Source organism: Lentzea sp. NPDC058450 (genome assembly GCF_042721395.1).
Taxonomy (GTDB): Bacteria; Actinomycetota; Actinomycetes; order Mycobacteriales; family Pseudonocardiaceae; genus Lentzea.
In genome coordinates this window covers 13,017-34,363 of the sequence record NZ_JBHXLO010000032.1, presented here as the reverse complement: position 1 = coordinate 34,363, position 21,347 = coordinate 13,017, and the positions used below count along the sequence as shown (strand labels likewise).

At 68.6% G+C, this 21,347-nt stretch carries 19 protein-coding genes and 1 pseudogene; 9 read left to right on the top strand and 11 right to left on the bottom strand.

Features of this window, described 5'->3' with window-relative positions:
* Window positions 1-89 precede the first annotated feature (89 nt).
* Window positions 90-788, top strand: coding sequence for a hypothetical protein (locus tag ACFWNN_RS36090; protein ID WP_382444438.1), 699 nt, complete (start codon window positions 90-92; stop codon window positions 786-788).
* Window positions 789-938: 150 nt separating this feature from the next.
* Window positions 939-3,227 (top strand): FdhF/YdeP family oxidoreductase, encoded by a 2,289-nt coding sequence (locus ACFWNN_RS36085; protein ID WP_382444437.1) that lies wholly within the window; start codon window positions 939-941, stop codon window positions 3,225-3,227.
* A 5-nt stretch (window positions 3,228-3,232) separates the two neighbouring features.
* On the opposite strand, the gene ACFWNN_RS36080 is transcribed toward ACFWNN_RS36085, so the two are convergent.
* Complete coding sequence (locus ACFWNN_RS36080) at window positions 3,233-3,394, bottom strand: hypothetical protein (RefSeq protein ID WP_382444436.1); 162 nt, start codon at window positions 3,392-3,394, stop codon at window positions 3,233-3,235.
* A gap of 38 nt (window positions 3,395-3,432) precedes the next feature.
* Window positions 3,433-3,990, bottom strand: a complete 558-nt coding sequence (locus ACFWNN_RS36075) for a winged helix-turn-helix domain-containing protein (protein WP_382444435.1) — start codon at window positions 3,988-3,990, stop codon at window positions 3,433-3,435.
* 183 nt (window positions 3,991-4,173) lie between these two features.
* On the opposite strand from ACFWNN_RS36075, the pseudogene ACFWNN_RS36070 reads away from it, so the two are divergent.
* Window positions 4,174-4,538, top strand: a pseudogene (locus ACFWNN_RS36070) (DUF2238 domain-containing protein).
* Here ACFWNN_RS36070 and ACFWNN_RS36065 read toward each other — a convergent pair.
* Window positions 4,483-4,974, bottom strand: a complete 492-nt coding sequence (locus ACFWNN_RS36065) for a hypothetical protein (protein WP_089922227.1) — start codon at window positions 4,972-4,974, stop codon at window positions 4,483-4,485. The pseudogene ACFWNN_RS36070 and the gene ACFWNN_RS36065 overlap by 56 nt on opposite strands.
* 47 nt (window positions 4,975-5,021) lie before the next feature.
* Entirely contained in the window at window positions 5,022-6,536 is a 1,515-nt protein-coding gene (locus ACFWNN_RS36060) for a phytoene desaturase family protein (protein ID WP_382444434.1), read from the bottom strand.
* Between the two features lie 65 nt (window positions 6,537-6,601).
* Between ACFWNN_RS36060 and fdhD the strand changes: the two genes are divergently transcribed.
* From fdhD to ACFWNN_RS36045, 3 genes are read left to right on the top strand one after another with little or no spacing between them, the layout of a single operon-like run.
* Window positions 6,602-7,429, top strand: a complete 828-nt coding sequence (gene fdhD / locus ACFWNN_RS36055; RefSeq protein WP_382444433.1) for a formate dehydrogenase accessory sulfurtransferase FdhD — start codon at window positions 6,602-6,604, stop codon at window positions 7,427-7,429.
* Window positions 7,416-8,546 (top strand): CaiB/BaiF CoA transferase family protein, encoded by a 1,131-nt coding sequence (locus ACFWNN_RS36050; protein WP_382444432.1) that lies wholly within the window; start codon window positions 7,416-7,418, stop codon window positions 8,544-8,546. The genes fdhD and ACFWNN_RS36050 overlap by 14 nt, the downstream gene beginning before the upstream one ends.
* A 39-nt stretch (window positions 8,547-8,585) precedes the next feature.
* Window positions 8,586-9,464, top strand: coding sequence for an alpha/beta hydrolase (locus tag ACFWNN_RS36045; RefSeq protein WP_382444431.1), 879 nt, complete (start codon window positions 8,586-8,588; stop codon window positions 9,462-9,464).
* Here ACFWNN_RS36045 and ACFWNN_RS36040 read toward each other — a convergent pair.
* The 6 genes from ACFWNN_RS36040 to tig form a co-directional block, all read right to left on the bottom strand.
* Window positions 9,461-10,774 (bottom strand): serine hydrolase domain-containing protein, encoded by a 1,314-nt coding sequence (locus tag ACFWNN_RS36040; protein WP_382444430.1) that lies wholly within the window; start codon window positions 10,772-10,774, stop codon window positions 9,461-9,463. The two genes, ACFWNN_RS36045 and ACFWNN_RS36040, sit on opposite strands and share 4 nt — an antisense overlap.
* A 21-nt stretch (window positions 10,775-10,795) precedes the next feature.
* Window positions 10,796-11,374: an RBBP9/YdeN family alpha/beta hydrolase gene (locus tag ACFWNN_RS36035; RefSeq protein ID WP_382444429.1), complete on the bottom strand. Its 579-nt coding sequence runs from the start codon at window positions 11,372-11,374 to the stop codon at window positions 10,796-10,798.
* 710 nt (window positions 11,375-12,084) lie between these two features.
* The gene (gene clpX / locus ACFWNN_RS36030; protein WP_191305687.1) at window positions 12,085-13,365 is read right to left on the bottom strand and encodes an ATP-dependent Clp protease ATP-binding subunit ClpX; all 1,281 of its coding nucleotides are present in this window, start codon (window positions 13,363-13,365) and stop codon (window positions 12,085-12,087) included.
* A 322-nt stretch (window positions 13,366-13,687) separates the two neighbouring features.
* Entirely contained in the window at window positions 13,688-14,317 is a 630-nt protein-coding gene (locus ACFWNN_RS36025) for an ATP-dependent Clp protease proteolytic subunit (RefSeq protein WP_382444428.1), read from the bottom strand.
* 19 nt (window positions 14,318-14,336) lie between these two features.
* On the bottom strand, window positions 14,337-14,951 hold the full coding sequence (locus ACFWNN_RS36020) for an ATP-dependent Clp protease proteolytic subunit (protein ID WP_382444427.1): 615 nt from the start codon (window positions 14,949-14,951) through the stop codon (window positions 14,337-14,339).
* Window positions 14,952-15,066: 115 nt separating this feature from the next.
* Window positions 15,067-16,413: a trigger factor gene (gene tig, locus ACFWNN_RS36015; protein ID WP_382444426.1), complete on the bottom strand. Its 1,347-nt coding sequence runs from the start codon at window positions 16,411-16,413 to the stop codon at window positions 15,067-15,069.
* Window positions 16,414-16,703: 290 nt separating this feature from the next.
* Between tig and ACFWNN_RS36010 the strand changes: the two genes are divergently transcribed.
* Together ACFWNN_RS36010 and ACFWNN_RS36005 are read left to right on the top strand one after the other, a co-directional pair.
* Window positions 16,704-17,516 carry a hypothetical protein gene (locus tag ACFWNN_RS36010; RefSeq protein ID WP_382444425.1) on the top strand — a complete coding sequence of 271 codons (813 nt, stop codon included), beginning with the start codon at window positions 16,704-16,706 and terminating at the stop codon, window positions 17,514-17,516.
* A gap of 288 nt (window positions 17,517-17,804) precedes the next feature.
* A complete protein-coding gene (locus tag ACFWNN_RS36005; RefSeq protein ID WP_382444424.1) occupies window positions 17,805-18,704 on the top strand; it encodes a LysR family transcriptional regulator in 900 nt (299 codons plus the stop codon).
* A gap of 296 nt (window positions 18,705-19,000) precedes the next feature.
* Here ACFWNN_RS36005 and ACFWNN_RS36000 read toward each other — a convergent pair whose 3' ends face one another.
* Complete coding sequence (locus ACFWNN_RS36000) at window positions 19,001-19,990, bottom strand: LacI family DNA-binding transcriptional regulator (protein WP_382444423.1); 990 nt, start codon at window positions 19,988-19,990, stop codon at window positions 19,001-19,003.
* A 99-nt stretch (window positions 19,991-20,089) separates the two neighbouring features.
* On the opposite strand from ACFWNN_RS36000, the gene ACFWNN_RS35995 reads away from it, so the two are divergent.
* A complete protein-coding gene (locus tag ACFWNN_RS35995; RefSeq protein ID WP_382444422.1) occupies window positions 20,090-21,343 on the top strand; it encodes an ABC transporter substrate-binding protein in 1,254 nt (417 codons plus the stop codon).
* Window positions 21,344-21,347: the final 4 nt, after the last annotated feature.

Here is a 21,347-nt window from a genome sequence, read left to right as displayed (position 1 = left end):
GTCTACGGAGGCCGGGGTCTCGACTTGAAACGAGATACCTGCTAACGCGGGCGGGCAACCTGGACAGGCCCGCGAACGTGGTGTTCTGCGTGAACCACAAGACGGTCTCCGTCCTCTCCCTGGCGGTCATCGTCGCCGTGCTCGTCGCCCTGCACCCGTCGTGGCGGACCCCTCCCGCGATCAACCTCGCGTTCCCGTTCGCCGGCACGCCCGCCGAGCAGTGGGCCGACGGCGGCGACGGCATCGTCGTGCCGGACGACCGCCCCGAGTACGCGCTGGTCCGCAGCGCGCTCATCGCGTCCAGGACCGACCGCGAGATGATCGAGCGACACGACCCGAAGAACTTCCTCGCGCTGCTCGCGCCGGAGGTGCGCGACCAGGTCGCGGGCAACCTCCCCGGCTGGACGACGCGGATCAAGACGGGCACGAGGCTGCTCGGCGTCAAGGTCCAGGGCCGGATGACGCTGACCGAGCGCGACGGCCACGCGGTCGTGCTCACGGACTACGTGTTCGCCTACGCCTTCGAACCGCCGGATCCGGACGCGCTCGAGCACCAGCGCGAGATGGTCGTGGCGAGCCGGAACCAGGTGTCGTACGCGGTCACGCCGGAGGGGATCTGGCCGTCGGAGGCCAAGGGCTTCCAGTACTCGGTGGCGTGCGGCGCGGCCCGTGAGGGCTACCTGGCGCCGCAGTTCACCGAACCGGCGCAGGGCATCGGCGTGGTGGGCGACGACCGCCGCTTCTTCTCGGCCGACGGTCCGCTGCCCACCCCGAACACCTGCGGTTGATCACCCTTTCAGAGGTGCCGCCCGCACGTGACGCCGATCACAATTGTTCGTCACGGACCGTTCACACCCCTTGGGGCCCGTGTCGACGGCGCCGCCGCGTTCTTCGGGGGCGCTGGCGGCGCCGACGTCGATCAGCGAACAATGGGACGCATGAGCAGCAAGCCCCCGCAGCACGACGTCGACGAGTCCGCGCTCGAAGTCAGCACCCCCAAGACCTGGGCAGCGGGTATTCCCGGTGTGCTCGTGTCGCTCGACCGGGCGGTCGAGCAGATGGGTGTCGGGCGCACGGTCAAGACGTTGCGACTGCTCAACCAGCGTGAAGGTTTCGACTGCCCCGGTTGCGCGTGGCCAGAGCCCCAGGGTCACCGCAAGATGGCGGAGTTCTGCGAGAACGGCGCGAAGGCCGTCGCGGAGGAAGCCACCAAACGACGAATCGGGCCCGAGTTCTTCGCCGAGCACTCCGTCGAGAGCATGCGGACGAAGACGGACTACTGGCTCGGACAGCAGGGCCGGCTCACCGAACCCATGGTTCTCAAGCCCGGTGCGACGCATTACACACCGATCAGCTGGGACGCGGCGTTCACGCTCATCGCCGACGAGCTGACAGCGTTGTCATCCCCGGACGAGGCGATCTTCTACACCTCGGGCCGCACCAGCAACGAGGCCGCGTTCCTCTACCAGCTGCTGGTCCGCTCGTTCGGCACCAACAACCTCCCCGACTGCTCGAACATGTGCCACGAGTCGTCCGGCTCGGCGCTGAACGAGACCATCGGCATCGGCAAGGGCTCGGTGTCGATCAAGGACTTCGACCTCGCCGACCTGATCGTGGTCATCGGCCAGAACCCCGGCACGAACCACCCGCGCATGCTCAGCGCGCTGGAAGACGCGAAGAAGAACGGCGCCAAGATCATCGCGATCAACCCGCTGCCGGAAGCGGGCCTGATGCGGTTCAAGAACCCGCAGAACGTCGCGGGCGTGGTCGGCAAGGGCACCGCGCTGTCCGACGAGTTCGTGCAGATCAAGGTCGGCGGCGACCAGGCGCTCTTCCAGGCGATCGGTCACCTGCTGCTGCAGTGGGACAAGGTCGACAAGATGTTCGTCGAGGCCAAGACGCACGGCTTCGCGGAGTACGCGGAGAGCGTCCGCGAGCTCGACTGGGACGGCGTGCTCACCGCGACCGGCCTGACCCGCGAGCAGATCACGCGCGTGGCCGGGATGTTCGTCGACTCGAAGGCCACCATCGCCTGCTGGGCCATGGGTCTCACGCAGCACAAGCACAGCGTGCCGACGATCCGCGAGATCACGAACGTCATGTTCCTGCGCGGCATGATCGGCAAACCGGGCGCGGGCCTGTGCCCGGTGCGCGGCCACTCCAACGTGCAGGGCGACCGCACGATGGGCATCTACGAGAAGATGCCCGAGAAGTTCATGCTGGCCCTGGAGAACGAGTTCGGCATCTCCGTGCCGCGCAAGCACGGCTACGACACCGTGGACGCCATCAACGCCATGCGCCACGGCCGCGGCAAGGTGTTCATCGCGATGGGCGGCAACTTCGTCAGCGCCACCCCGGACACCCCGGTGACCGAGAAGGCGCTGGAGCAGTGCTCGCTGACCGTGCACGTCTCCACGAAGCTCAACCGCTCGCACGTGGTCCACGGCAAGACTGCGTTGATCCTGCCTGCCTTGGGACGCACGGAAAGCGACGTGCAGCACTCGGGTGAGCAGTTCGTCACCGTCGAGGACTCGATGTCGGTCGTGCACCGCTCCCGGGGCCGCCTGAAGCCCGCGTCGGACCAGCTGCTGTCCGAGGTCTCGATCGTCTGCCGGCTCGCCCGCAAGACGCTCGGCAAGTCGCACCCGGTGGCGTGGGAGACGTTCGAGAAGGACTACGACGTCATCCGCGAGCACATCGCCGGCGTCGTGCCCGGCTGCGCCGACTACAACACGCGCGTCCGTCAGCCCGACGGGTTCGTGCTGCCGCACCCGCCGCGCGACTCGCAGGAGTTCGCGACGGCCACCGGCAAGGCGAACTTCACGGCCAACGAGATGACGGTCATCGAGATCCCCGAGGGCAGGCTGCTGATGCAGACCCTGCGCAGCCACGACCAGTACAACACCACGATCTACGGCCTGGACGACCGCTACCGCGGCGTGAAGGACGGCCGTCGCGTGGTGTTCGTGAACCCCGAGGACGTCGCCGCGCTGGGCTTCTCCGACGGGCAGATGGTCAACATCATCTCGGAGTGGAAGGACGACCCGACGGGCGTCGTCGAACGCCGCGCCGAGTCGTTCCGGATCGTCTCCTACTCCACCGCGCGGGGGTGCGTGGCGACGTACTTCCCGGAGGCGAACCCGTTGGTGCCGCTGGACTCCAAGGCGGACATCTCGGGTACGCCGACCTCCAAGTCGGTGATCGTCCGGCTGGAAGCCGCGAGCTGACGCCGTCAGGCGTGCCGGACCCGGACGAAGAGCCCTAACCGGCGTCGTTCGGGTTCGGTCTTCTCGGCCTCCTCGTCCTTCTTCACGAGCCGGCGCGCGGCGGCGTCGGACTCGAACTCCTGCTGACGGAACTTCGCGATAGCAAACGCCTGATCGTGGGACAGCACAGCGGTTCTCCTTCGGTGGGATTCGTTGGCGGGATCAGTTATTCGGGCGCGACGGTGTGACTCAGGAAGAGCCGGACCGCCTTGGCCCCTTCCGGCCGCAACTCCGGGTTCAGGCGACGCTCGTCGTACTTGTCCAGGAGCGTCCGCAGTTCTTCCACGAGGGCAAGGGCTTCCTCGGCCGTGACGAACTTGACCGTGCCCTCGGTGCCGACCACCGGGCGCCACTCCTCCGGCAGGAGGTCGTACTGGCGCAGGCGGGTGCGCATGCGCTCGAACTCCTGGTCCAGGTAGGCCATCGACGCCGCCTCCGCCGCCATGGCCGCCTCGCCCTCCAGTCCCTCCGACGAGATGGACTGGCGCTTCGGGACGATCTTCCAGGGCTTCTGCCGGCCGGGCCCCTCGACCTCCTCAACGAAGCCGTACTTGGACAGCATGTTCAGGTGGTACGAGCAGCTCGCGACGCTCTCCCCCAACGCCGCCGAGCACTGGGTCGCCGTCTGCTGCCCCTCCTCCGTCAGGAGCTGGAGCAGCTTCCAGCGGAACGGGTGCGAGAGCGCCCGCAGCGCTTTGGGGTCGGTGATCGGAGCGTCCGTCATGCCACCAAGGTCTCACATCAAGGAACCTTTAGCAAGGAACCTTGATATATAAATCCTGATATGGGCGGGCCAAGATCGGCCACGATGGCCGCATGTCCTGGGGGAAGCAGTGGCTGCTGGGCGCGTTCGGCTCGCTGGTGGCCGTAACGCAAGCGCCTCGACACCGCACAGTGGGCGTGGGCGTTGCTGTTCCTCGCGCTGCACACGGTCGCGGCGCGGTGGATCTACTCGTTCGTGCCGTATGACGACTGGACGGACGCGCTGCTCGGCACACGGCTGTCGGAGGCGTTCTCGTGGCAGCACAACCACTTCGACCGGCTCGTGCACTTCTCGTACGGCGCGTGCCTGGCGGCGCTCCTGCGCTGTACGAACTGCTGGAGTGGGCGATCGCGATGACGCTCGCGCCCGGCATCGCCGAGGCCTACAACGGGCAGCAGGGCGACATGTGGGACGCCCACTCGGACATGGCACTGGCCGCGCTGGGCGCGTTGGTCACCAGTCTGGCGAGTTCCTCGCTACGGCGGTCACGAGCGGAAGCGACTCGATGACCGGCACGCGCAGCAGCTCGGCGGGCACATCAGGGTCGCGCACCGGCTCGATGAGCTCGCGCAGCAACGCCCCGACGACGTCGTCCGCGGACTGGTCGACCTCGTGGATCAGGTCGCGCAGCTGATCGGCGGCCTCGTTGAGGACGCGCGGCCGTTGCGGCTCCTCCAGCATCAACGCCGCCAGCCGCAGCACGCGACGGCAGGTGCGCAGCCGGAGGCTCCTGCTGGCGGACTCGCGCGTGCCCGCGAGGCCCAGGCGGCCGCGGGTGCGTTCGATCCACGGCTCGACCGTCTCGCGGCGCCAGATCGGGCCGGACGCGAGTTCCGCGTCCGGCTCCGGGATGCCGTGCGAGCGTCTTTTGCGCCACACAGCGACCAGTTGCCGACTGAGCCCCATGGCGTCGGCGATCTCGGCGATTCCGTAGAAGTCCCCCACGCCGCAGAGCGTAACCAGAGATGACGTGGGGTGTCATCAAAAATGTCTCAGAAGCGTTCGAGAACCGCGCGCGCCGCGTTGTGGCCGCCGATGCCGCTCACGCCGCCGCCGCGCCGGGAGCCCGCGCCGCAGACGAACACGTTGTCCACATCGGTCTCGACGCCCCACTGGCCGACCTGCTCGTCGGTCTCGGCGAACGGCCAGTCGAGCTCGCCGTGGAAGATGTTGCCGCCGGGCAGGCCGAGCTCCTCCTCCAGGTCGAGCGGGGTGCGGGCCTCGATGCACGGGTTTCCGTCCGGGTCGACCGCCAGGCAGTCCCGGATCGGCTCCACGAGGTGCGTGTCGAGCTGGTCGAGGTAGCGGCGCACGAGCTCGTCGCGCAACTCGTCGTTGCGGCCCTCGAAGAGCGACGCCGGCAGGTGCAGGCCGAACAGCGTCAGCGTCTCGTGGCCCGCGAGCGACGGCCCGAGGATCGACGGGTCGGTCAGCGAGTGGCAGTACATCTCCCCCGGCAGCACCGACGGCACCTGCCCGGCGGCGCTCTCCAGGTACGCGGTCTCCAGCTGGTCGTAGGACTCGTCGAGGTGGAACGTGCCGGCGAACGCGATCCGCGCGTCCACTCCCGACTTCAGCTCGGGCAGCCTCCGGAGCAGCATGTTGATCTTCAGCTGGCAGCCGGGGGCGTCGTGCACCTCCTTGCCCCGCAAGCGTCCCAGCACGGACGGCGCCACGTTGGAGAGCACGAACCGGGCCTCGACCGTGGTGTCGCCGTACGTCACGGACGCGGTCTTGCCGTCCGACTCGATCGACGTCACCTCGGCGCCGGTGACGATCTGCGCCCCGGCCTCGCGCGCGACCCGTTCCAGCTCGGCGGTCACCCCGCCCATGCCGCCGACCGGGACCTTCCACTCCCCCGTGCCGTTGCCGATCACGTGGTAGAGGAAGCACTTGTTGGCGCGCAACGAGTGCAGCGACGAGTGCGTGCCGATCAACGCGTCGGTGGCGACGACCCCGCGCACCAGGTTGTTGTCGAAGAGCTCCTGCAGGGTCGCGCCGATCGGCCGTTCGAAGACCTGGTCCCACACCCGGCCGCGGGTCACCGCGTCGACGTGCACGCGCAGATGTTCCCGTGACACCAACGGTTCCAGCAGAGTCGGCGCCAGGGCTTCCGCCATCAGCTCCAGGTCGACGTACCAGCGCTGCCACCGCTCCCAGTCGTCCAGCGACCCGCACACCGCGCGGAACGACTGCTCGGTCGCGTCGCCGGGGGTGCGTTCGACGAGCAGCCCGCCCTGGCCGTTCGGCGTGTAGGACGAGGCGGCGCGCGACCTCAGCGCGAGGTTCAGGCCCAGGTCCGACACGATGCGGTCGGGCAGCAGCGAGACGAGGTACGAGAAGCGCGAGAGGCGGGCGTCGACGCCCTCCCACGGTGAGGCGCTCACCGCGGCCCCGCCGACGTGCGGCAGCTTCTCCAGCACCCTGACCGACTTCCCCGCCCTGGCGAGGTACGCGGCCGCCACCAGCCCGTTGTGGCCGCCTCCCACGATCACGACGTCGTCCATGCCCCGGAATCCCTCCCACGTAGCCTGGTCGGTGGGGAACATAGCGGTCCGAAGGAGATGTGCACATGGGCCGAGTGACGGTGCGCCGAGCGGTCGAACGGGTGTCGCCGAGCGGTCGTCGGCGCAGAGTCGACGCGCTCGCCGCCGAGGAGCCGCTGGAGCTGAGGGTCAACGGCAAGGCGTTGGCCGTCACGATGCGCACGCCCGGTCAGGACGTGGAGCTCGCGCACGGCTTCCTGCTCAGCGAGGGCGTGATCGGGTCGTCGGCCGACATCTCGATCGCCCGGTTCTGCGAGGGCACCGGGCCGGACGGGCTGAACACCTACAACGTGCTGGACATCGCGCTGGCCGAGGGCGTGCCGCCGCCGGACACCGGGGTGGAGCGGAACTTCTACACCACGTCGTCGTGCGGGGTATGCGGCAAGGGCGCGCTGGACGCGGTCAAGCTCAAGACCCGCTACTCACCCGCGTTCGACGAGGTGCGGGTCACCCCGGAGCTGCTCACGACGTTCCCGGACGCGTTGCGGGAACGACAGAAGGTCTTCGAGAGCACCGGTGGGCTGCACGCGGCCGGGTTGTTCGTGGACGGCGAGCTGCTGGTCGTGCGCGAGGACGTGGGCCGGCACAACGCGGTCGACAAGGTGCTGGGCTGGGCGGTGCTGCAGAACCTCGTGCCGTTGCGCGGCGCGGTGCTGATGGTGTCCGGGCGGGCGTCGTTCGAGCTGGTGCAGAAGGCCGCGATGTCCGGGATCCCGGTTCTCGCGGCGGTGTCGGCGCCGTCGTCGCTCGCGGTGGAGCTGGCCGAGGAGCAGGGCATGACGCTCGTCGGGTTCCTGCGCGGCGACTCCATGAACGTCTACACCGGTGGGGAGCGCGTGGTTGAGACCGCTTGACGGGGTCGTGGTGGTGAGCCTGGAGCAGGCCGTCGCGGTGCCGTACGCGACCCGGCTGCTCGCCGATCTGGGCGCGCGGGTCATCAAGATCGAACGGCCCGGTGTGGGCGACTTCGCCCGCCACTACGACTCGTCGTGCGGCGAGGTGTCGTCGTACTTCGCGTGGACGAACGTCGGCAAGGAGTCGGTGTCGCTGGACATCACCCACCCCGACGGCCGGGAGGTGTTGGAACGGCTGGTGGCGCGCGCCGACGTGCTGCTGTGCAACCTGTCGCCGCGGGTGTGGTCGCGGCTGGCGCTGGACCTGCCGGCGTCGTTGATCGTCGGCGAGCTGTCCGGCTACGGCTGGGACGGGCCCTATGCGGACCGCAAGGCGTTCGACGCGCTGGTGCAGTCCGAGGCGGGGCTGGTGGCGCTGACGGGCGAGGGTGACGTGATGGCGCGGGCCGGCATCTCGGTGGCGGACATCGCGGCGGGCGTGCAGCTGCAGTCTGCGGTGCTGGCGGCGTTGCTGCAGCGCGGCCGGACGGGTGAAGGGGCGCGGCTGCGGCTGTCACTCTTCGCGGCGATGGCCGAGTGGATGCACCAGCCGATGCTCTACGCCGCCGGAACGGGCGCGCCGGCCCCTCGTTCGGGCGCGCACCACCCGAGCATCGCGCCGTACGGACCGGTGGCGTGCGCGGACGGGTCGGTGCACCTGGCCGTGCAGAACGACGGGCAGTGGCAGCGGTTGTGCGGGCTGATCGGGCTGGGCGCGGAGGAGAGGTTCGCCACAGTCGAGTCCCGGGTGGAGCACCGCTCTGAGCTCCAGAAACTGCTGGAAACGGCCTTTTCGGGCCTCACCTCGGCCGAGTTGCTGACCGCGCTGGACGGGGTGGACGTGCCGTGCGCGCTGACCCGGCCAGTCACCGACCTGGCCACTCACCCACAGCTCGACACGTGGGTTGACGTGCGGGTTCCCGGCGGAACGGCCCGGATGCTGGCGCCGCCCGTGGCCGGGTTCGAGTGGTCAGCGGGTGCGGTGCCCGACCTCGGCGAGCACAATGACGCCGTGCTGACCTGGTTGGGCTATTCGAGTGAGGAACTGTCCTCGTTACGTGTGCGTTCCGTCCTCTGAGTAGGAAACGAGGAACGGCGCCCACGCGATGAGGTGAGCATGGGGGAACCGAGGTACAGCCGCCGCACCCTCCTGGCGGCGATCGGCGTGGTCATCGCGACTGCCACCGGCATCGCGACGTACGTGTCGACTTCGAACGCCGTCGAGCAGCAGATCGCGACGGCGGACAAGGTGCGTGCCACGTCCGCCGCGAAACCGGTGATCCGCTTCGAGCGCGTGTACTCGGCCTCCCGCCACCGCGAGGTCACCCTCGCCTTCTACCTGCCGTCCGGCGTGAACCCGCGCGGCCTGCCGATGTCGATCCTGCTGCACGGCCTGAACGGCGACGCCCGACACGCGGCGATCGGCGGCCTGCCCGACGTGCTGGCCGCGGCCGTCGCCAAGGGCAAGGTGCCCGCGTTCGGCTTCGTCGCGGTCGACGGCGGCAACAACTACTGGCACGAGAACGTCCCGGGCGACGACCCGATGGCGATGCTGCTCGACGAGATCCCCCGCTGGCTCAAGGAACGCGGCTACGGCGAACCGTTCGCGGTGACGGGCGTGTCGATGGGCGGCTTCGGCTCGTTGCTCTACGCGCGCCGCCGTGCCGAACGGGGCGACCCGATCGCGGCCGCCGCGGCCATCTCCCCCGGCCTGATCACGACGTGGCCGGAGATGGCGAAGCGCAGGGCGTTCAAGAACGAAGGCGAGTGGGCGTCGCTCGACCCGTTGCGGCACCTGCGGGCGACCGGCTCGACGGCGGTCGGCGTGTGGATCGGCGACCGCGACAAGTTCATCGAGGGCACCCGCCGCTACATCCACGACGCGCGCCCGGTCATCGGCACCGTGAAGGGCGGCGGGCACGACGACGGGCTGTACCGCAAGGTCACGCCCGACGTCGTCCAGTTCCTCGCCAAGTACGCGAAGCGCGCCGTCTAGACCCTGACGGCCGCCCGTCCCCAGTGCAGGTACTTCACCCGGTCCTGCTCGTCCCGTCCACACAGGACGAGCACGGGGTGGTAGCCCTCTTCTTCGTGCACACCGATCAGCGCGTCGTCGCGCAGGCCGGTGTACTCGTGCTCGTCGTCGTCGACCAGGGCTTCCCAGATCTCGTCGAGGGGCACGAACCGCAACCGCACCCGGCCGCCGTCGCCCTCGCTCACGTGCGCCTCCAGCCCGGCCGACCGGTAGACGCCGACGACCTTCTCGACGTCGATCGGCACCGGCACGAGCGGCGGCGTGGGCAGGCTCTTCGGCGTCACGTTCACGAGGTCGCCCAGCACCTTCGCCTGCACCGCCCTGACCAACGGCAGGCTCCTACCGCCGTTGGTGAGAACTGCGACGGCCAGCCCGGCCTCCGGAAGCACCCGCAGCGAGGCCTCGAACCCGAGCGTCGATCCCGTGTGCCCCATGCCTTTGCGGCCGCCGGGATAGTTCTGCAGCACCCAGCCGAGCCCCTGGTCGCCGCCGAGCCCGAAGTTCGGCAGCGCGAACTGCACCTCGCGCATCGCCGCGAACTCGTCCGACTCGACGTGCGGCCGCGCGAACTCCACCAGGTCGCGCGCACTCATGGCGAGCACCGTCCCGGCCGGAGCCGCCGCCTCGGTCAGGTACTTCTCGGCAGGCTTGCGGTCGTCGCCCAGATGCCCGGTGGCGACGGTCTGGTCCGCGTACTCGGCGAACGTCGTGGCCGTGGTCCCGAAGTCGCGGTCCGCGATGACGTCCTCTTTGATGGCGGCGTGAAAGGGCTTGCCGCGCAACACTTCCACGATCCTGCCCAGCACCACGAACCCGCTGTTGCAGTACGTGTAGAGCTCGCCGGGCGCGACGACCTGCTCAGCATCCGCCATCAGCTCGACGTACTTCTCGACCTTGTCGTCCCCACTGCCGGTGTCGAACCAGAGGTCGCCGTCGAACCCGCCGGTGTGCGTCAGCAGGTGCCTCGGCGTGATTCTGGCCGCGGCTTGTTCGTCGGCGAGCTTGAACGTCGGCAGCACGTCGCGCACCGGGCGGTCGAGGTCGAGCAGGCCCTCGTTCACCAGCTGCTGGATCAGCGTCGCGGTCCAGATCTTGGTGATCGACCCGATCTGAAAGACTGAGGTCGCTGTCACCTTCTCGTTGGTGACGTTGTTGAGCACGCCTGCCGCTACGTCTTCGACTTCACCGTTGTGCAGGACGGCTACCTGCGCCCCGACTATGCCGTGCTCGGCGATCAGGGCGTCCAGGTCGATCAGGTTGGTCTTGGTCACGCATCCCCCAGGATGTTGTGGCTAGCGAGGTGAGAGCGGCACCGTCCTCGACCGCACCCACTTGAGGACCGCGGGCCACTCGCCGTAGCCCGCGTCGATGTTGATGTGGCCGGCGCCCGGCAGCACGTCCAGCTCGATCTTCAGCGACTCCGCCAGCTGTTTCGCCTCGGCCATGGAGCAGTGCGGGTCGCCCTCGCCGGCGATCAGGCGGGTGTCGGTGGCGGCTCGGCGCAGGTTGGCCGGGTCCAGCGGGGCCGGGAAGAACGACTTGATGGCCGGCTCCGGGTGGTCCAGCTGGGGCGGCGCCACCAGGAGGACCCGGTCCACGTGGGCGATGTTCTCGCGCGCTGCGTGGTGGAGCCAGAGGTAGCAGCCCAGGGAGTGGGCCACGACCACTCGTTCCCGTTCTTTGGGGAGGGCTTCGAGGTGGGTGTCCAGTTCGGTCAGCCAGGTGTCCCGGTCTGGGGCTTCCGGGCTGCTGAAGTGGGGCATGTCGGCCAGGCCGCCGTGTTCGGAGACGGTCTGGGCCAGCCAGCGCTGCCAGTGGCCCGGGCCGGAGCCGGTGTAGCCGTGGAGCAGGAGGACGTGGGGCAGCGACATGTCTTTCAGACTAGTCACTTGGGTACGTCGGTTGCGTTCTGTTGGTTGGGCTGCGGTTGCGAGAGTTGGTTGCGCGGGTCTCGACGAAAGATCTGGGGTGTGCGATTGGGGCTTGACCTTGAGCCTCTGGCGGGATGCATTCGCGGCCTTCAAAAGCCGGGGTTGAAAGCGCCCCGGCCGGACCGAACAGGTTGGCATCCCGCCCCCTCAAGGTAAAGCCCCAATCGCCTTGAGCGGTGGAACCGGCTCTGTGGCGGGCATCAGCCCGTTCGGGCTCGCCTGCGGCATCGCGTGCCAGGCCTCGTAGGTGGTTGGCCTTGCGTCGACGGCTATCCGGTTGGCACCGCGCGCCGGGCCTGCGTGCGTGGTCGGCCTGCGTTGACGACTGCGGTTGGCACCGCCCAGCAACCCGCAGGCCTCCTCCCCCGTTCCCCTCTGCCGCTCAGCCCTGCTCCTCCTCCCCTCCGCCCTAGTTCTTCCGCAGCCCTGCCGCCCTGGCCCACCGCCAGCCCTCCTCCTCAGCCCTGCCGCCCTGGCTCACCGCCAGCCCTCCCCCTCAGCCCTGCCGTCGGCCGCCCACCCCGCGCGTTTCTTGTGCCCGACTGTCGTCCCCCGGAATCGGCCCGTCCGGCCTCCCTGCATGCCAAAGGGGCGCCGGTGGTGTCCACCGGCGCCCCTTTGGCTGTGCTTGCTTGCTGCTTGCTGAACCCCTAGGCCGACTTCTCGCGGCGCTCGCGGCGCGAGGGCTGCCGGGCCACGATGGTCGGGTTCACGTTCTCCTTCACCGTCTGCTCGGTGATGACGACCTTGGCGACGTCCGTGCGGCTCGGGATGTCGTACATCACCGGGAGCAGGACCTCTTCCATGATCGCGCGCAGGCCTCGGGCACCTGTGCCTCGCAGGATCGCCTGGTCGGCGACTGCCTCCAGGGCGGTCTTGGTGAACTCGAGTTCCACGCCGTCCATCTCGAACAGCTTCTGGTACTGCTTCACCAGGGCGTTCTTCGGCTCGGTGAGGATCATGACCAGGGACGGCTTGTCGAGGTTCGTGACGGAGGCGACCATCGGCAGACGCCCGATGAACTCGGGGATCAGGCCGAACTTGATCAGGTCCTCCGGCATGGAGTCGGCGAAGTAGTCCGCCGCGTCCGTCTCGGCCTTGGAGCGGACCTCGGCGCCGAAGCCCAGGCCTCGCTTGCCCACCCGGTCCTGGATGATCTTCTCCAGGCCCGCGAAGGCGCCTGCCACGATGAACAGGACGTTCGTCGTGTCGATCTGGATGAACTCCTGGTGCGGGTGCTTGCGGCCGCCCTGCGGGGGCACCGAGGCGGTGGTGCCTTCCAGGATCTTCAGGAGTGCCTGTTGCACGCCCTCGCCGGAGACGTCGCGCGTGATCGACGGGTTTTCACTCTTTCGAGCGATCTTGTCGACCTCGTCGATGTAGATGATGCCCGTCTCGGCGCGCTTCACGTCGTAGTCGGCGGCCTGGATGAGCTTCAGGAGGATGTTCTCGACGTCCTCGCCTACGTACCCGGCCTCCGTCAGCGCCGTCGCGTCGGCGATGGCGAACGGCACGTTCAGCATCTTCGCGAGCGTCTGCGCGAGGTAGGTCTTGCCGCACCCCGTCGGGCCGAGCATGAGGATGTTCGACTTCGCCAGCTCGACACCGTCGTCACGACCCTCGCGCCCGCGGTCGCCCGCCTGGATGCGCTTGTAGTGGTTGTAGACGGCGACGGAGAGGGTGCGCTTGGCATCACTCTGGCCGATGACGTACTGGTCGAGGAACTCGTGGATCTCGGCGGGCTTCGGCAGCTCGTCGAGCTTCACGTCGCCGGCTTCCGCCAGCTCCTCCTCGATGATCTCGTTGCAGAGATCGATGCACTCATCGCAGATGTAGACGCCGGGGCCGGCGATGAGTTTCTTCACCTGCTTCTGGCTCTTTCCGCAGAAAGAGCACTTCAGCAAGTCGCCGCCGTCACCGATACGCGCCATGACCGCTGACCTATGTCCCCTCCGGCGCACACCTGCTGTAGTGCGCCTGCTGACTTGCTGTGGCAGTCCCACTGGCTGTGGGTGCTGAGCCCGTTCTCCTGACGGTACCTGGCCGACCCCGTTTCCGGGGAGGACCAGCGTCCCCCCGACGCGTCGATCAGGCCTGTTGACCGTCACATCGGCGTGTCGGATGGGTGCGCGATGGCCGGTGGCTGGGGATTCCCAGCCACCGGGACCCGGGGTCTGGGTTGTCCCCAGATGGCACCGGGCGGCGGAGAGGCGAGCGCTCTGTGCGAGCACACCCCACCCCGCCGAACCGCACTCAGGACTTGGCGGAAAGCTTGCGGTAGGGCAGCACCGAGTCGACGATGCCGTACTCCCTGGCCTCTTCGGCCGTCAGGATGCGGTCGCGCTCGATGCTCTCGCGAACCTCCTCCGCCGTCCGGTTGGTGTGCCGCGCGAGGGTGGTCTCCATCAGGCGGCGCACGCGCTGGATCTCGTTCGACTGGATCTCCAGGTCGGACACCTGACCGTACGCGCCCTCCATGGAGGGCTGGTGGATCAGGATTCGCGCGTTCGGCAGCGCGTGGCGCTTGCCGGGGGTGCCGGCGGCCAGCAGCACCGCGGCGGCCGAGGCGGCCTGACCGAGGCAGTACGTCTGGATGTCCGGGCGGACGAACTGCATCGTGTCGTAGATGGCCATCAGCGAGGTGAACGAGCCACCCGGCGAGTTGATGTACATCAGGATGTCGCGGTCCGGGTCCTCGGACTCGAGGACCAGCAGCTGCGCCATGACGTCGTTGGCCGAAGCGTCGTCAACCTGCACGCCGAGGAAGATGATGCGCTCCTCGAACAGCTTGTTGTACGGGTTCGACTCCTTCATGCCGTAGCTCGTGCGCTCGACGAACGAAGGCAGCACGTACCGCGACTGAGGGGTGTGGAACTGGCTCACTTCGAGATCTCCTCAGCTGCTAGTTGCTCGAGCCGACCGGCTGCGCGCGGGTGACGACCTTGTCGACGAAGCCGTACTCCAGCGCTTCCTGCGCCGTGAACCAGCGGTCGCGGTCGGAGTCGCGGGTGATGGTCTCCACCGACTGCCCGGTGTGCTCCGCGATCAGCTCGGCCATCTCGCGCTTCGTGCGCGTCAGCATGTCCGCCTGGATCGCGATGTCCGCGGCAGTACCTCCGACACCGGCCGACGGCTGGTGCATGAGGATGCGCGCGTGCGGGAGCGCGTGGCGCTTGCCGGGCGCGCCCGCGGAGAGCAGGAACTGCCCCATCGAGGCCGCGAGGCCCATCGCGTACGTGGCCACGTCCGGCTGGATCAGCTGCATCGTGTCGAAGATGGCCATGCCCGCCGTGACGGAGCCACCCGGCGAGTTGATGTAGAGCGTGATGTCCTTCTCGGGGTCCTCAGCGGCGAGAAGCAGCAGCTGAGCGGTGATCTGGTTGGCGATGCCCTCTTCGACCTGCGATCCCAGGACGATGATCCGCTCGCGGAGCAGCCGCTCGTACACCGAGTCGTTGAGGTTCATCCCGGCGGTGGCCGACCGCAATTCGGGGGTCGGGAAGGAGTGCTGCGTCACGTCTGCCTGCCTAACTCCAGGTGGAACGAATCTGGAAGCGAAAACTCTCTGCGATCGACCTTAACGAAGGCGGGCGGCGTCAGATGCCCGACACCGCCCGCGTTCGCTATGAGCTTTACTCCTGGCCGTCCTCATCGGACTTGGTCTCGCCGAAGAGCTCGTCGAGGTCGAGCTTGGTGCCGCTGGTGTCGGACACCTCAGCCTGGCGCACGACGCTCGCGAGCGCCTTGCCCCGGCGGACGTCGGCGAAGATCGCGCCGAGCTGGCCGGACTGCTGCGCGCGCTTGACGTACTCGTCCGGGCTGATGCCGAAGCGCTGGGCCTGGTAGATGATCCGCTCGGTCAGCTCGCCGTCGGACACCGTGACCTGCTCGGCGTCGGCGATCGAGTCGAGCACGAGCTGCGTCTTCACGGCCTGCTCGGCGGCGGTGCGGAGCTCGGTGTCGAACTCCTCCTCCGTCTGGCCCTGCTCGGTCAGCCACGCGGCGAACTTCGCGTCGTCGTGGTCGAAGGCGTGCACGGCGTCGTGCTTCCGCGCGTCGATCTCGCCCTGGACGATGCCCTCGGGCAGCGGGACCTCGGTGGTCTCCAGCAGCGCCTCGAGGACCTTGTCGCGGGCCTGGACGCCCTGCTGCATCTTCTTGACGCGGCCGAGGCGGGTCTGCAGGTCGGCCTTGAGCTCCTCCAGCGTGTCGAACTCGCTGGCGAGCTGCGCGAACTCGTCGTCGAGCTCGGGCAGCTGACGCTCCTTGACCGAGCTCAGCACGACGGTGACCTCGGCCTCGCGGCCCTCGTGCTCACCGGCGACGAGCGTGGTGGTGAAGGTCTTGGACTCGCCCTCGGACGCGCCGACGAGCGCGTCGTCGATGCCCTCGACGAGCTGGCCGGAGCCGACCTCGTAGGACAGGCCGCTGGTGCGCGCCTCCTCGACCTCGGCGCCGTCGACGGTGGCCGACAGGTCGACGATGACGAAGTCGCCGGTCTCGACCGGGCGGGTGACGCCGGTCAGCGTGCCGAAGCGGGCGCGCAGCTCGTCGAGCTGGGTGGCCACGTCCTCGTCGGTGACCTCCTGCTCGTCAACGGTCACGGCGAGCTCGCCGAACGCCGGCACGGTGATCTCGGGGCGGACGTCGACCTCGGCGGTGAACTCGAGCGTCTGACCGTCCTCGATCTTCGTGACCTCGAAGTCCGGACGGCCGAGCGTGCGCACCTCGCCGGCGTTGACCGCCTCCAGGTACTTGGCCGGGATGGCCTCCTGGATGACCTCGTCCAGCACCGGGGCGCGGCCGATGCGGTTCTCCAGGACCTTCGCGGGGGCCTTGCCCGGACGGAAACCGGGGATGCGGACCTGCTTCGCGAGCTTCCGGTACGCCTGGTCGAAGTTCGACTTGAGCTCGTCGAACGGCACCTCGACGTTGATCCGGACCCTCGTCGGGCTCAGGTGCTCGACGGTGCTCTTCAACGTGGACTCCTCGATACGAACAAGAACGTGCAAGACAGCCGGTACCGCCACTCGGGACGCCCGGATTCCCAGCGAGTCTAGGCGAGACCCGCGCTGTGACCGCCGCCACCCCGCTTTGGGCCTTCGACAAGGCGATCCTGGGGGACGCGCACGTCCAGAACTTCTTCGAGCATGCTCGCCCCTCTCCGCCCGGTCCGCGTGATCGGCACGTCAGCGCGGCGTCAGCGCACCCCGGTTGAGTTCCCGGCGGCGGGACCCGACCCGCCAACCGACGAACCTGGGGGATCACGATGGCGCACAAGCGTTCCAGAGCTCTGGCCGCGACGGCCGCGACCGCAGTGCTGCTCGGCCTGACGACCTCGGCGGGCGCCCAGGCGGCCGACCCGCAGCAGCCGGCCGCCGCGCCCATCGCCGCGACCGCGGCCCGTCAGGCGGCGGCCGCCGCACGTCAGCCGCCTGCTGCGGGCCCGCGGGAGGCGACCGCCGTCGGCTACAGCTACGCCGGCGGGCAGGAGTCGGTCACGATCGAGAACCAGAACTGGGTGGTGCCGTCGCACGAGTCGGGCCGCACGCCCGCGCACCCCGGCTGGTCCGTCCACCTGTCCGACGAGAAGCTGGGCGCGGGCCTGCCCCGGCAGGACTTCGCGGCCAGGGCCGGGGTCGACGGCGACAACGTCCTCGCGAGCGCCGGTGGCTTCCTCTCGATCATCGACCAGAACCAGTTCGACGTCCCGTTCCTCGTGGTGAAGCTCCCGAAGCGGAGCGTGAACTGCGGTGAGTTCGTCGACGTCCCGCTGGACGGCCCGCGCGTCTTCGTGCGCAAGCTGGACGGCGAGCTCTACGAGGCGGATCGGAACACCGTCGCCCGCGCCGAGAGCGTCACGCCCGCCACGTCCGCGACCGACACGACCAAGTCCGACATCTCGGTGGAGGTGAAGCCGGTGTCCACCGCCGCTCAGCTCACCGCTCACGCGCCGTTCCAGAAGTACGCGGGCCGCACCTTCGTCCGCCAGAGCGGTCACGAGATCACGCTGAAGATCCACGGGCAGTCCGGCACGACCGAGATCAAGGTCCTGGCAGGCGCGGTCGCCGTCTCCTGCTGACACCGCCCTCAGAAGCGCCGTCCCGCACTCCCGGGGCGGCGTTTTTTGTTCGTCTTGCGAACCACATAACTGAAACGAGTCGCCCCGCTACGGCCCGTCAAAACGCTCTCCACGATTTCACTCTTTCGGCCGAAACAGCCTTTCGCGACCGATCAAGATGACTCCATAAGCACCAATCGTCCCTGCTCAGCGGGCAGGTAGCGTTACTGCTCCCGCACCATCCGTAACAGGACCACGGGAACGAACGAGAAAAAGTCGTCGCACCGTTTTACCCCGAGGATCCGCCTGATGGAGACACGCCAGCTTCTCGCGTTCACGACCGTGGTTCAGACAGGGAGCTTCACCAAGGCCGCTGCCACGCTCAACTGCTCGCAGCCGACCATCACCACCCGCATCAAGGCGCTCGAGGAGGCCCTCGGGGTCGTCCTTTTCCGGCGCCTCCCCCGAGGTATCCAGATGACGTCCGCAGGCGTGGAACTACTCCCGTTCGCGCGAAACATCATCAACCTCACCGAAAAGGCTCGAAAAGCCATCACGATGAACGGCGAGCCGCACGGCAAACTCGTCATCGGTTCCGCACAGAGCCTGACCGACTACCGTCTGCTACCGCTCATCGAATACATGTGCTGGCGCTACCCGTCGGTCCAACTCTCGTTGCACTCGCGCAACGCGTTGAACAACCTGAACTCGGTCCGGGACGGCCAGCTGGACTGCGCCTTCTTCATCGGCGCCATCGAACCCCGCGAGGGCCTCGAGACGACGGTGCTCTGCCCGGAGCCGCTCGTGATGGTCGCGGGCCCGAACCACATGCTCACCCAGCGCCAGTCGCTGGCCGAGGACGACCTCACGAGCAGCACCCTGATCAGGGCCGAGAACGGCGCCAGCTACCACGAGCTCTTCGAGCACTCCCTCGGCTACGACGACACGAGGGCCCCGGTGCTCGAACTCGACTCGGTGGACGCCGCCAAGAGAGCGGTGGCCTCAGGCCTGGGCATCGCCCTGATGCCGGAGGTGACCGTGTCCGCCGAACTGTCCGACGGCAGGTTGGTCCGCTTGCCCTGGTCCCCGACGTTCCGCGTGTACACGCAGTTCGGCTGGCGCCAGGACAACTCGACGAACCCGGCTGTGACGGCTCTCGTGTCGGCCGCGGCGCAGGTGGTGAGCGACCAGGTCGCGTCCCTGACCTGACGACGACGCCTCCCCCACGCGAAGCCGGAGGCGAGCCCGGACGACCGCGCGCATCGTCGAAGCGGTGCGGTGACGTGCGGTGCCAACTCAGCCACGCACGCTGGAGATCGGGGCTTGACTTTGGGTGCGAGGTGCTACCCCTCACGGATCGGCCGGGCGCTTTTCAGCCCGGCCTTTTCCGGCCGACCAGCACCTCGCAAGGGCCCCGAAGTCAAGCCCCGATCTCTATCGACGCGCCAGCGGCGATGACTCGACCACGCTCGTCTCAAGTCTTTGCGCCCAAGGCGACCCCAGACCTACGGACCCGGCGCCACCCCGGAGCTCCCTCGCACCACCAGCTCCGGCAGCACGTCCTCGACGTCGGTCGGCAACGCACCTTCGATGACCGCGGTCAGGGCCCGGGCCGCCCGAGCCCCGAACGCGAACGTGTCCCGCGACAACGCCGTCAGCCGCCCGTGCTGGCACAGCACCGAGTCGTCCCAGGCGATGATCGACAGCTCCGCGGGCACCGCGACCCCGAGCGACGCGGCCACCTCCGCCCCGGCCACCGCCATCACGTCGTTGTCGTAGACGATCGCGGTCGGCGGCGCAGCGGACTCCAGCAGCGCACGGGTGGCAACCGCCCCGGACTCGGCGGTGTAGTCCCCCGGCACCACCACACCGTCCACAACGGACGAAGCGAACGCGGCGTCGCGCCGGACCGTGTGCAGCAACGACGACAGCCCGGCGACCCGGGCGATCCGCCGGTGCCCCAACGACTTCAGGTGCTCCACCACCGAGGTCATGGCCGCGTAGTCGTCGGCCCACACGGAAGCCAGCGAGCCGTGGTGCCCGGCACCACCCACGACGACGGCCGGCAGCCCGAGCGAGGACATCAGCTCCACGCGCGGATCCGCGACCAGGAGATCCACCAGGAAGACCCCGTCGACCCGGTGCTCGGCCCACCACCGCTGGTACAGCGCGATCTCCTCCTCGCGGGAGGCGACCACCTGCAGCAGCAGGGCGCACGACATCTCCGACTGCATGCCGGCGATCAGCTGGAAGAAGAAGGCCTCGTCGCCCAGCGCGCGTGGCGGGCGGGCCAGCACCAGCCCGACCGCGTCGGCCGAGGCGGAGGACAGGGCCCGCGCCGTGACGGACGGGCGGTAGCCCAGTGAGGACGCCACCTCCAGCACGCGGGCGCGGGTCGACTCCGAGACGCCCGCGCGGCCGTTCAGCGCCAGCGAGACGGCGCCCTTGGAGACGCCCGCCGCGGCGGCGATGTCCTTGATGGTCGGCCTCTTCACAGCACGGCACCCTGTCCGGAACGAGACAACAAGACGTTCGGAGGCTAGCCGGAGATAAACCGGTTTAGCTAGGGTCCGCGACCAAGGAGGTGGGTGTCAATGAAGAGGCGCACGTTCCTCGCGGGCCTGGCGGCGGTGCCCGTGGCGGGATGCGGTCTGTCCGGCACGTCCAGCACCAACACGGCCACGAACGGGCAGGTCACGGGCGAGATCACGTTCCAGACCTGGTCTCTCAAACCCAAGTACACCGACTACGTCAACGGTGTCATCGACGCGTTCCAGAAGCAGCACCAGGGCACGACCGTGAAGTGGGTCGACCAGCCCGCGGACGGGTACCTGCAGAAGGTCATGGCGGACGCGAGCGCGGGGAGTCTTCCCGACGTCATCAACGTGCCACCGGACCTCAGCTTCCCGCTCGCCAAGGCCGGACAGCTGGTGGACCTGAACGAGAGCCTCAAGGACGCCAAACCCGAGTACCTCGACAACGCCTGGCAGGCGTTCGAGATCCCCGGCAAGGGCGGCTGCTACGGCTTCCCCTGGTACCTCAACACCGGCCCGATCTTCTACAACAAGGCCCTCTTCACGCAGGCGGGCCTGGACCCCGAGAAGCCCCCGAAGGACTTCAGGGAGCTGGAGACCACGGCGCTCAAGCTCGCCGAGAAGAAGGTCGCGATCCTCGGCCAGACCCCGAGCATCGCCGACTTCGGCCTCTACGGCGTGAAGCTCTTCGACAGCGACAAGTTCACCTTCAACGAGCCCAAGGGCGTCGAGTTCGTCGAGTTCTACAAGCGGATGTACGACGCGGGCGCGCTCATCCCCGAGGCGCTCACGCAGAACTACACCGGCGCCGGCGCCAAGTTCATGGCGCAGCAGACGGCGATGAACCCCGGCAGCGCGTACGACCTCGGCAAGTTCAAGACCGACGCGCCCAGCCTCTACGCGAACGTCGGCATCACCACGCCCATCACGAACACGGGCAGCGCCAACATGTTCCTGCACGGCATGAGCGTGCCGAAGAGCAGCAAGAACCAGGCGACGGCGCTGGCGTTCGGCCGGTTCGCCACCAACGCCGAGAACCAGGTGAAGTTCGCCAAGCTCGCCTCGATCTTCCCGAGCACCTCCAAAGGCGGCGACGACCCGTACTTCACCACCGAGGACGGCACGGACGAGGCACGGGTCCGGGTCGCCGCGGCCAAGCAGCTCAAGACCGCGGTGAACTACACGCCCGTCCAGTTCAGCGACCAGATGCGCGAGGCACTGCTGCAGCAGCTGGCCGACGCCATGCTCGGCAAGAAGTCGCCGAAGCAGGCGCTGGACGACGCCGTCGCCGAGTGCAACCGGCTCCTGAAGTAGGCGC

Bases quoted from the DNA above. Each gene is read 5' to 3' on its own strand.
- ACFWNN_RS36085 (WP_382444437.1), top strand. From the start codon at position 939: ATGAGCAGCAAGCCCCCGCAGCACGACGTCGACGAGTCCGCGCTCGAA.
- ACFWNN_RS36075 (WP_382444435.1), bottom strand. From the start codon at position 3,990: ATGACGGACGCTCCGATCACCGACCCCAAAGCGCTGCGGGCGCTCTCG.
- ACFWNN_RS36060 (WP_382444434.1), bottom strand. From the start codon at position 6,536: ATGGACGACGTCGTGATCGTGGGAGGCGGCCACAACGGGCTGGTGGCG.
- fdhD (WP_382444433.1), top strand. From the start codon at position 6,602: ATGGGCCGAGTGACGGTGCGCCGAGCGGTCGAACGGGTGTCGCCGAGC.
- ACFWNN_RS36045 (WP_382444431.1), top strand. From the start codon at position 8,586: ATGGGGGAACCGAGGTACAGCCGCCGCACCCTCCTGGCGGCGATCGGC.
- ACFWNN_RS36035 (WP_382444429.1), bottom strand. From the start codon at position 11,374: ATGTCGCTGCCCCACGTCCTCCTGCTCCACGGCTACACCGGCTCCGGC.
- clpX (WP_191305687.1), bottom strand. From the start codon at position 13,365: ATGGCGCGTATCGGTGACGGCGGCGACTTGCTGAAGTGCTCTTTCTGC.
- ACFWNN_RS36010 (WP_382444425.1), top strand. From the start codon at position 16,704: ATGGCGCACAAGCGTTCCAGAGCTCTGGCCGCGACGGCCGCGACCGCA.
- ACFWNN_RS36005 (WP_382444424.1), top strand. From the start codon at position 17,805: ATGGAGACACGCCAGCTTCTCGCGTTCACGACCGTGGTTCAGACAGGG.
- ACFWNN_RS35995 (WP_382444422.1), top strand. From the start codon at position 20,090: ATGAAGAGGCGCACGTTCCTCGCGGGCCTGGCGGCGGTGCCCGTGGCG.